The 9,024-nt window shown below is 57.7% G+C and carries 6 protein-coding genes; 1 reads left to right on the top strand and 5 read right to left on the bottom strand.

The annotated features are described in order from the left end of the window. Window positions 1–143: 143 nt before the first annotated feature. On the bottom strand, window positions 144–725 hold the full coding sequence (locus tag GRZ55_RS11020) for a hypothetical protein (protein WP_169286951.1): 582 nt from the start codon (window positions 723–725) through the stop codon (window positions 144–146). Window positions 726–772: 47 nt separating this feature from the next. On the opposite strand from GRZ55_RS11020, the gene GRZ55_RS23775 reads away from it, so the two are divergent. After that, window positions 773–1,303, top strand: a complete 531-nt coding sequence (locus GRZ55_RS23775) for a deaminase (RefSeq protein ID WP_169286950.1) — start codon at window positions 773–775, stop codon at window positions 1,301–1,303. A 12-nt stretch (window positions 1,304–1,315) separates the two neighbouring features. On the opposite strand, the gene GRZ55_RS23420 is transcribed toward GRZ55_RS23775, so the two are convergent. From GRZ55_RS23420 to GRZ55_RS10990, 4 genes are all read right to left on the bottom strand, one after another. Then, the gene (locus GRZ55_RS23420) at window positions 1,316–2,836 is read right to left on the bottom strand and encodes a DNA cytosine methyltransferase (RefSeq protein ID WP_246734677.1); all 1,521 of its coding nucleotides are present in this window, start codon (window positions 2,834–2,836) and stop codon (window positions 1,316–1,318) included. A 254-nt stretch (window positions 2,837–3,090) separates the two neighbouring features. After that, on the bottom strand, window positions 3,091–4,848 hold the full coding sequence (locus GRZ55_RS11000; protein WP_169286949.1) for a response regulator receiver domain: 1,758 nt from the start codon (window positions 4,846–4,848) through the stop codon (window positions 3,091–3,093). Next, window positions 4,838–7,819 carry an ATP-binding protein gene (locus GRZ55_RS10995; RefSeq protein ID WP_169286948.1) on the bottom strand — a complete coding sequence of 994 codons (2,982 nt, stop codon included), beginning with the start codon at window positions 7,817–7,819 and terminating at the stop codon, window positions 4,838–4,840. Before GRZ55_RS10995 ends, GRZ55_RS11000 begins: the two co-directional genes overlap by 11 nt. Next, a complete protein-coding gene (locus GRZ55_RS10990) occupies window positions 7,816–9,006 on the bottom strand; it encodes a DNA cytosine methyltransferase (RefSeq protein WP_246734675.1) in 1,191 nt (396 codons plus the stop codon). The genes GRZ55_RS10995 and GRZ55_RS10990 overlap by 4 nt, the downstream gene beginning before the upstream one ends. Window positions 9,007–9,024 lie beyond the last annotated feature (18 nt).

The raw sequence follows: 9,024 nt of genomic DNA, 5'->3' as shown, positions 1-9,024 counted from the left end.
GCTTCATCCGTCCATCGACGGCGGCGACCAGTGTCGACGACCTCCAGCCGGGACACTTCGTGAGTGTGAGTGTGAGTATGCATATCCATACGCACAATCTCTTGGCCGCCTTCCAACCGCACAAGGCGTCCTACGCCGAAGGGTTACAAAATGAGAGCGATGCCAGCGATCCAGATCGCCGCCCAATTTCTCATTACTTTTACAGCTCTTTCACCTGCTTTGCGCGCAAGGTCATCAGTGTTCAAGAATGTCTCTGGAAAAATCGTCGAAGCTGAATTCTGTATTGTTTTCAGGTATTCTTTCAGATCTGGAGCCTTCCGAATTCTTTCTTTTGAAACGGGCTCGTGCTCAAATAGACTCACGCGCAGAAATGGCTCCCCCTGATGTATAGCGAATTTCGTGCTCCTGAAATTTAACAGTGTTGTGGCTACCGGGCCGTCCCACCCAGGGTCAACAATACCTACTGTGAGCGCCCATATACCTTGGCTAGTTAAGCCTGTTTTGTAGGTCACATGTCCGGTAATATGCGGCGGCAGGTCGAACACCTCGTTCGACACTACCTGAACCATATGTCCAGGTGCCAGAATATATGGTCCGTTGACCTCCTGCCCCTCGCAGTCATAGATTTTTCCTATGGTCAGATCAAAACTGGAACCTTGGCATCTAGGAATGCCTTCCTTGAAAAACTTCTCATGATCTAGCCCACTTGCTGATACAAGCGTCATCCCTTCCTCCCAACCCCGCTAGGTGTTGATAACTTCGATCGTTTCTGATGGCAATTTCTCACAACGACCTCCGATTGCTCCGCCAGAGCCAAGCAGCCCAAGAAGGTAGCCATGATCCCCATCGCAAGGTGGGAGCGGTGATCGCCGATGCTAACGGACGCATCCTTGGGGTTGGCGCCAATGCCCCGCCCAAACGTCTGAGCCTAACTCTGCTTCAGAGTCATGCTGCGGTGGAAGGTGACCCCCACTGGAAGTATCACGTGCTGGAACATGCAGAACGAAATGCGATCTTCTCCGCGCTGCAGAATGGTTCACAGCTGCTCGGTGCCACGATGTACGGGACATTGTTTCCCTGCGCCGATTGTGCACGAGCCATCGTAGCAGTTGGCATTGCGCGAGTGGTAGTCCCAAGTCCCGGCGGCGATGCCGTACGAGACCAGAAATGGCTTGACCACTATCGATATGCCCGCAGCATCTTTGAGTTGGCGGGTGTCACAGTGGAGATGGTACCCCAGCACCTTCTAGCCCAACCCGTTGAAGAACCAACCGACACCCCGCACCCCTCTGGAGCAAGCTAGCTTTTGGCTTTGTCATGCCACCGCCTTGGTGATTTGGATGGCGACATTACCTCTGGAGCGGGGTGATGCCTCTGCCTTTGCCAGCCAATCCCGGTGCAGCCTGAGCGCTGCCCGCAGGTCGGATTTCGTACGGGTTGGAAGAACTGAGAACCCTGCGCGGGTTTCGAGCGTGGCCAGTTCGATTCCGAGGTCGGCATAGGTGCGACCGCCCAGAAGGCGGCGCGCGCGATTGACCTGAGACTTCACGTTCCTTGCAGCTTGGTCAGATCGTCCGCGCTTCCGCAGCCAATGGAGGAAGCGGCCCTGGATCTCGGGGATCGTCTCTCCTGCTGCGCGGGCCAGAACCGCGCTGCCGATCGCCTGGGCTAGCGGTGCCGGCACGGCATTCGCGATCATCTGGTCGATGTCCCTCATTGTGGCTCCAGACCAGTCCCACCAGGGCGGGAATCCTTGGATTCGCGAAACTTGGTCCTGCGTGAGAATTGCCGCTTCCAACGGGTGGACGGGATCGGCAGGGTGCGGGCTTGAAAGGTAGTGGGGGCGAGGTCGCTCCCGTGATGTACGTATGATGGCAGGCGACGGCTCGTCGAGCGTCCGGACACCCCGACCCGTGCGATAGGGTCGGGTGAAGAATGAGGCCCTCTCCAGGAGCGCGATGTCATCGGGATGCATGCGATACCCTTCGGGCATAGGGCGCCGGGAGGAAGCGCGCATGGTGGGAGCCGGCTCGTCCGCCGACCACAGGCCGCGCTTCCCAGGCATCCGCGGATGGGCATAGAAGGCATCGCCGAGACCATCTCCAAGCATGTCGCGGACGGTCATCTGGCGGGGAGATTTCGCGGCGGCCAGAGCGGTTTCGAGGAAGCCATGAGCTTCTCCGAGGCGCCCGATCACGAAAAGCCGTTTCCGGACCTGGGGCACTCCATACCAGCTGGCATCCAGCTTGGCCTCTGTCAGGCCATAGCCGGCCTTGACGAGCATTCCTCGCGCATCAGCCCATGCCTTTGAGGAGGAGGCGCGGGCCACATTCTCCATCACAAACCATTCGGGACGCGCTATCGCCACCAGCATCGCAAAGGCCCGCGTAAGAGCCGCGTTTTCGCGCTCGACGCGCTGCCCAGCAGACGAGAAATCCTGGCAGGGCGGCCCACCCACTACCATGTCTGGAGACAGGGAGGCGAGCATTGGGCCGAATCGGAAAATGTCCTTGAGGTCAACCTGCCAGACGTGGGGACCCACGTTGCGGCGGTAAGCCTCCACCGCCGGCCGCCATGCATCGTACGCCTGAATGATCTCGAATCCCGCCCTTTTGAGACCAAGGCTCATGCCTCCGGCCCCACAAAAAAGCTCCACCGCTCGCATCTGTTTTTCCCGCCGCCCCGTAATGGATATCTCCGTTACCCCCCGATCCGTTAAAGTGCAATTACTGATAAAGGCATGGGTCCGCAGTGGCCGTTTCGGGTAGATAACGGACTGGCAGTGTCCGGGCGGGAAGCTGGGATAGCGGCCGTTCAGGTCGCCGCTGCGCTTCAACGGCAATGCGCCCCGAGCCGGTCGTTCGCCGATTCACGATATAATCCCGAAAGGGGTCAGTCACCGCAGCTGCGCATTATCTGAGGGCAAAGCCAACCAACAGCTGACCTTCGACTGCGGAGCCTACCACCGCACGCTCTATCGTCTACCAACACCAGCTTGAGCCATTCTCCGCCTCCTGCAGAAATCCAGCGTAAGGTATGCCGTGTAAAGCTGAAAATAGGTCGTCCTCTCCACATTCAACACTAAGTACATCAGACGAAGTCCAGCCCAATGCGCGTCATCGAGACGCCCAGCTTCTGCAGCAGGTTGAGCGCGTATTCGTAGCGCAATTGCGCGACGATCTGGGACCGATGAACAGTCGCGATTAGCCGCTTGGAGCCCGCGCTCATAACCGATACCTTGAGATTGAAATTCTTATCAAGAAGGCCTCGACGTTCGGCGTAGAACGTACGCCAGATTGGAGCTGTCGAGTCCTTTCCCTGAGAATTGAAGCAGAACTTCTTCACCCCGTCTTCAAGTGTGAGGAAGAGATATAGGTTGGAGTTTACGTCGTGATCGCCGTCGGCCGCCACTGGGTGCAGCTTCACAGCCATGAATGGTAGGCGGTCGCCGAAGTCCGCGTTCCGCGTCGCCGCTTGGCCCGGGACCAGATCACACAGTGGCGACAGGCATACCCAGTAGTCGTCGTCCATCGTGAGGACATGTCCAGTCGTGAGATGCCAGCCCTCAGGTGCCTTGCTCGACACAAGAGCATTGTGCTCCCGTTCTGCTCTCTTCTTCGATTGCTCTTTGCTCAGATCGACGCTGAAATGCTGCAGGCACCGCGCGTCGACTTCTTTGCCCGCCGCCTTGGCCTCCGCTTCTACCAACCCACTCGCAAAGGACTCCACACGTCTCAGAATGATGTTCAGTAACTGATCCGAATGGCGCCCGACGCTTTCCGCAATTAGCCATCGGCGCTCGTCGCCCTCGGAACGGAGCAGCCGCGCATACCAATGCGCCAGTGCATGTTGCCGCTCGAGTGCTTCAGTTTGCGCAACGACACCGTACTCATCCATTTCGGCGCGCAGCTTCGCCATAAACAAACGGGATGGCGCAGGATTCCATGCTTCCAATGCCGTTTGGAGATCCGCAAAAAGATCGTCGTGATCGGACTTGTTGGAAAAGGCAATGAACACCGATTCCGCCTTGACCCATTTCACGGCCGACTTCGACCATTTCAATCCTGCGGCGGAAGTGCCATTTAACTGCGGCCGCAGCGGCTTCTCAGCATCAGACAGCAGTCGCCGCAGCACCAGTTTCCGACTGGCATTGTCCCAATTGGCCTCATCGGCCAAAACAGCGAAGCCCGTATAGGGTTGTTCCTTCTTGCCCATCGTTCGCAGATAGGTGTCCGGATGGAGCCTAGCATGCAGATACTGATCAACGATCACTGCCTGATGCAAAGCATCGAGGATCCCTTCTTCCGCGTCCTCGCGATCGGCGATAAGCTCGTCCACCACAGCCCGTTCCTCGCCAGTCAAACTTGTTTCCATCGGTCCGAGCAACCCGAGGATGATTTCCCGGTACGCCTTATCGAGGTCTTCACTCGTGTGAACCACGACGAGGTTGAAATGGTCGTTCGCCATCAGCCCGCGCAGGATTTCGATCGCGCGCGCGCCGTCGCCGCGCCGTGCCTTGTCCAATTCATAGTCGAGTACCAGCAGATCCGACTGATGCAGATGTGAGGCAACCTTGGCATCGCCCTTTGCATCGACGTTAACGCCGTCATGAATGTCGACCAGGAGTGGGCGTTCGGGTTTCCGAAATCCATCTATCACGCGCTTGATGCGCTCGGGATTCCGATACCATGTCTTGTTCGTCGCGGGCGGCTCGCCGTCGCCCTTCTTTGCTATTTCCTTGTCTAGGATTTCCTCCAGCGTCGGATAGTCGTCATCCACAATCAAGACCGAACGGATCGGCTTGACGAAAGCCTCCGCGATGAATTTGGCGTAATGTTCATTCGCCATCGAATTCCGCCCCCCTGAACTCGATTCCAAAAGTGGCTCCGGAAAGCGGGAGCGTATCCGACGGTGCCATATAGCGGATGCGGTGACCGCCCGCGGCGAGGTTCGCTCGAGAGAGATACAGCCCCACGCCGCGTCCACCGCGAGCCTTGCGCGTGAAGAACAAGCTGAACAAATTGTCGATGTCCTCTACATCGATGCCTGGTCCGCTGTCGGACACAACTACGATGTCGTCGAGAACGTCGAGAACAATTCGCCTATCGTCGCGCTCGGATGTTCCGACCCAGTACAGGCTGTTGTTCACCAAGTTGATGAAAACCGGATAGAGCCGCGATTGCTGGTCATAGACCCTGAAGGATTTGAATGCGTCGGTGGCGGACAGCGTTATGTGGTTCTTGGCAAGGGAGAGCTTAAAGAATTCGCCAAGATATTCGGCAATTTCCTGACCAGTGATCCAGCGCTGGATCTTCTGGCCGGCGAGACGCAGCGGCGACAAGAACCGCAGTTGATCGGTTAGCCCCTCATAGCCAAACTCGATGTCCTTCGCTGCCTTGCTGTCGCGCACTTCAGCAGGCAATCGCCGCAGAGCCGCTCCGATGATATCGTCATAGGACTGCAGTTCGTGACCGACGATCTCCACCGCAATGCCTAATTGTGCGAGGCTGTTCAGGCGGTCGAGTTCCGCGCGCATGTCTCCCGCCTCTTCCATGCCGAACGCGGCGAGATGCTCGAGATCGATGCTTTCCTTCAGGCTTTCCAACGCGCCGATGTAAGGGAGGAACAGATCTTCGTTTTCCTGATCGATGCGCTCCTTTTCCTGCTCCATCAACTTCGCGGCTTCGGCAAAGGACAATTCTCCGCGATCAAACCGCGCCAAGAGCGGACTCGCCTCGGCATGAAAATACTTGTTCCTATCCGTGATCAGATCCTTGACACGTTCGAACTCCGCCCGCTGCAGCCCTTCAATCGCCTTCTTCCATTGCTGGATACGATGCGCAATCTGCGAGGAATGTCGCGCCAGCTGCCTTTCGAGGAGTTCGCGGGGCTGGGTGGGGTTGATCTCCTCAATCTGTCTTTCGATTTCAATCGCTGCTGTCTCGATCAGCGTTGTCGCCGACCGCATCGAATCCCGATAATCGGCATATTTGTCCTCAAGCGAGCCGAGGTTCTTCGGCGCACCCGAAAGGCGAAAGTCCGCGACCCTGTCCTTGAAGCTCTCGAACGCCGCCTGGGCGTCGGCAATCGCACTCTCGTCTGCGATGTCGAGATGTTGCGCGAAGTCCTCAATCTCGTCCACCAGCGCCGGTAGTTCCTTAACATACCTGTCGAGCTTGGACCGGAACTCCTTGCGCTGCCGCTGGCGCAGTTTGTTGCGCTCAGTTTTGGCGCGTTCGGCCTTGTTCGACGACTTGACTTGGGGGAGCACCTCGCTGCGAATGGACGAAGCCGAGCCGAAATATCGTCGGGCCGACTGGCTGAGGATATTGGCGACGATCAGCTTAAGCGTCTTAGCTGCTCGGTTGTCCAGCAGTCCTTCACGCCCCGCCTTGTCTTTCAAATTCGGATTAGCACCTCGTGTGATCGCGAGACGTCCGAACATCTGCCGATGATTCCAGAACTCTCGGCCAGCATTCTTGCTGCGTCGCGATTCGATTTCGAAGAAATCGTTGTCGGTTCGACCGTAGGGAAGGACGCGTAATCCGTCGCGAAAGATCATGAAGCCAGAATAACGCTCGGCCAATTCCTGATAGCGCTGGAACTCCAACTTCGGCAGCGTCGTGTTCGCGGACACAAATTCCATCGAAGCTATGTACATGTCGAACGGACCAACTTCGGTATCCGCTCGCGTTGGGATTGCCAGATCGCGCGGCGGTTCGATGCGGCAGGTCTCCTCAACCCAGTGGCCAAACGCCTTGACCCGACCTTCAAAGACCCCGTCTGCGTTAACCGTGCCGATGATCTGATGCTCAAGCCCGTCGAGCAGCCTGCGATCGAACTGTTTCTCGCTCCCGACCACGAGCTCGGGAACATCATGGTGCCAGGTTCTCACGGTGTAGGTGAAATCGAGGTCCACGGCACGGGCTTCGGGATGCTTGGGGTCGACGAACGGATCGACGAAACTCGATAGGGTTTCAAAAAAACGTTCGCGTGCGGCGCGCGCCGAGGAATCCGCGATCTCCGTTTCAAGCTGCACCTGGAGATCGTAATTGATGCCCGACACGAGCAGCGCCGTGCCATGTTCGGATTCGCCTGACCACACTGGCCACTGTGCAATATGGCGCGATTCAAAGTGCAGCTTCTTGATCGACGAGCGAATCTCCAATGAAGGCGCGCCGATCTTGTTGCTCACGCCTTCGGCCTGTTCCTCATCGTAGAGGTTGTCATAGGCGGTCCAAGCTGCTTCGAGACGCGCTGAACGCTCTTCGTTTTCGGGGTCGTTGAGATTCCTTAGCAGTCCCTCGATGAGGACCGGGACCTGGTTGAACAGCTCCGCCTCGGTCTCGAATTCAACGACCGGGATATGGACGTCCGATAGAACTAGAAATGGGTTCTCAAACAAACGCCAATCTAAGAGCGCAGCGACAAAGGGTCGATCGCGGCGCTTTGACACCAACAGCAGAATCGGCCCCAAATTCGCGCAGGACAAGCGACCAATACCCTTCTGGCCCTGGCGCGGACGAGGATAGAGGCCATTCCGGTCCTTGTCGGGCGTGCGTTCGGTAGTTGCCTTGGATTCAGTGCCCACCACAAGCCAGCGGTTGACGAATTCGTCACGGTCCATCCCGTGACCGTCGTCTCCGATCACGGCGACCGGATTGTCCCCGTTGAATATGTCGAGCGCCACGTTCCGCGCATAAGCGTCGAATGCGTTCTTCCACAGCTCGGATATCGCCGTCGGCGTGTCGGCGATTTGCTCGCGGCCCAGGTGATCTACGGTCCGCGCCTTTGTCTGGAATGCGACGCGGGTGATCATACGGTTTCGAGTTCGTCGAAAATACCAGAATGGACGGTGGCGACCTCCCGCTCCTTCACGATGCGGCCGCGGCGCAGCAACGGCAATAGGTGCGTGATCAACTGCCGCCCGAGTTCTACGGGAACCGCATTTCCCACCTGTTTGCCGGCGGCCATGAGGCCGCCGCCGAACACGAACTCGTCGGGAAATGTCTGAATCCTCGCTGCTTGTCGAACGGTAATGCCGTGATGCTCGATGGGATGCACGAAACGGCCCTTCGACGGGTTGATGCAAGCGGTCGTCATCGTCGGAGCGGGCTGTAGCGGATCGATCCGCCCGTACACGTCCCTATGCCCGTCATGAGTTCGGTGACACGGGAGCTCGCGCCCCGAATCCTTTCGGCTGCCGCCGTTGGCCGGTGTCCTCCGAAACGCCTCGATAAGTTCTTTGCTGTGCGTCATGTGGACGTCGTTTTCGTCTTCTGCAGGAGCATTGGCAAATGCCGAGGTGCAATTCACCCAGGGTAACAGATCGGGATTGCCCTTTCGCGCGGCATCGCTGCCGTGTGTGGGCGCTGGGGGCCATGTCAAGCCAGACGCATCCAACCCACTGCGAATGCCGAGAATGAAGACGCGCTTTCGCCTTTGGCCGATCCCATAGTTGCGGGCATCGACTATGACCGCATCCCTCACGTCGTACCCTGCCAGCGCCCCTTCGAGATAGAAACGATCCAGCACCGCCGCGTGCCTCTGCCAGAGCATTCCTGGCACGTTCTCCATTAGAAACACGCTGGGCGAAAAGGCGCGGACGAAATCGAAGTAGGTATGAATGAGATCATTTCGATGATCGTCGACGCCAGCATCGTTGATTCGATGGGTCGAGAAGCCCTGGCACGGCGGTCCTCCCAATAACAGATCGCACTGATCTCCGTCAGGAAAGGCATCCCGAAAAGCCTTCCAGGCATCGATTTCGGTAATGTCATCCGTAAGCAGCGTTGGTGCCAGTGGGCCTTTGCAGAAATTGTCTCGATATGTGCCGATCGCATGTCGATCGTTTTCAACCGCTAGACGAACCCGCAGCCCCGCCTGTCGCGCAGCCAAGGTGAATCCGCCAGCGCCGGAGAACAAATCCGCGCAGTTCAACATGATTTCAGTATTCGTTTGGCGCAGAATAGCACCGCTGCTCCGACACCCGCCATCTGCTTGCATGCGCTCCCTTGCTTGTTC

The organism is Chelativorans sp. ZYF759, from assembly GCF_012911015.1.
GTDB lineage: Bacteria > Pseudomonadota > Alphaproteobacteria > Rhizobiales > Rhizobiaceae > ZYF759.
This window is presented reverse-complemented; position numbering and strand designations above follow the sequence as displayed.

What these genes read in the sequence shown, in the direction of transcription:
- GRZ55_RS11020 (WP_169286951.1), bottom strand. Translation starts at nt 725, where the DNA reads ATGACGCTTGTATCAGCAAGTGGGCTAGATCATGAGAAGTTTTTCAAG.
- GRZ55_RS11000 (WP_169286949.1), bottom strand. Translation starts at nt 4,848, where the DNA reads ATGGCGAATGAACATTACGCCAAATTCATCGCGGAGGCTTTCGTCAAG.
- GRZ55_RS10995 (WP_169286948.1), bottom strand. Translation starts at nt 7,819, where the DNA reads ATGATCACCCGCGTCGCATTCCAGACAAAGGCGCGGACCGTAGATCAC.
- GRZ55_RS10990 (WP_246734675.1), bottom strand. Translation starts at nt 9,006, where the DNA reads ATGCAAGCAGATGGCGGGTGTCGGAGCAGCGGTGCTATTCTGCGCCAA.
- GRZ55_RS23775 (WP_169286950.1), top strand. Translation starts at nt 773, where the DNA reads ATGGCAATTTCTCACAACGACCTCCGATTGCTCCGCCAGAGCCAAGCA.